Origin of the sequence: uncultured Microscilla sp., assembly GCF_947493425.1 — a bacterium.
Lineage (GTDB): Bacteria > Bacteroidota > Bacteroidia > Cytophagales > Microscillaceae > Microscilla.
This window is the reverse complement of the sequence record NZ_CANLRP010000398.1, coordinates 1-1,179: the sequence shown is the minus strand read 5'-3', so window position 1 is coordinate 1,179 and position 1,179 is coordinate 1. Positions and strand designations below refer to the sequence as shown.

Sequence of the window (1,179 nt, the reverse complement as noted above, 5' to 3'; positions counted from 1 at the left end):
TAGGTTAAACGCACTACTTCGGAATATTCTTCTTAATTTTTATCTTTACCTTCAAAAAAGCAATGCACTTAGGAGAAATATTTTCATCAGTACCTGATCCACGTCGTGAAACAGCCAATAAACTCCATAAATTAACTGATATATTGACCATAAGTTTGCTGGCAACCATCAGTGGATGTGATAATGATGAGGAAATAGAAGAATATGGGATTGTAAAAGAGCAATTTCTTCGGAAATTCTTAGCATTACCCCATGGTATTCCTTCTCATGATACTTTTACTCGTGTTTTAAATGTAGTAAATCCGGAAAAATTTAGTGAAGTACTTTATGCCCATACTAACTTTTTGCTTGACTTTTTAGAGGAACACCATATTAGTATTGACGGTAAAGTGCTTCGGGCAACCAAAAAACGAGGCAAGTCAAATCGTGGTTTATGCATTCTTACAGCTTGGGTTTGTAAGCAAAAGTTGGTGTTAGGTCAGCTAAAGACTGATCAAAAAAGTAATGAGAAAACAGCAATTCCAGAGCTTTTAGAGCATATCAATGTAGAAAGTGCTTTGGTGAGTATTGATGCCATTGGCAATAGCCCTGACATTGCAGAACAAATCGTAGAGGGTGGAGGACATTACTTGTTGTCTTTAAAAAAGAACCAAAAAACTGCTTTTGAGCAGGTACAGGATTTTATGAAAGCACGTCAGCAAATCTGCCTGAATGATCAACAAAAGGATTTTGGCTCAGGAAGAATAGAAACACGAACTTGTTATGTATCCAATGAAGTACATTTAATGGAGAAAACACAGGACTGGAAGAATATTGAAAGTGTAATAATGGTACACGCCATACGGGAATTTGAAGAACAGACTCAGGAAGAATATCGTTTTTACCTCAGTGATAAAAAAGAAAGCCCAAAGTACTTCAATGAAAAAGTAAGGGAGCACTGGAGTATTGAAAACCACCTGCATTGGCAGTTGGATGTGAGTTTTAACGAAGATAAATCCCGGACTGTAGCTCAAAATGGTGCAGAAAACAGGAATACGCTAAGAAAGTTAGCTTTACAAATGCTCAAACAAGTCAATGACAAGCACAGTATTGCGGTCAGAAGAAAGAAAGCTAGTTGGGATGATGAGTACTTGATGAATATTTTAGGGCTTTACGTTCGCCAATAGTGCGTTTAACCTA

At 37.0% G+C, this 1,179-nt stretch carries 1 protein-coding gene; it reads left to right on the top strand.

All coding sequences use genetic code 11. The features are described 5' to 3' along the window. Positions 1 to 62 precede the first annotated feature (62 nt). Complete coding sequence (locus tag Q0954_RS33995) at positions 63 to 1,166, top strand: ISAs1 family transposase (RefSeq protein WP_299466550.1); 1,104 nt, start codon at positions 63 to 65, stop codon at positions 1,164 to 1,166. Positions 1,167 to 1,179: the final 13 nt, after the last annotated feature.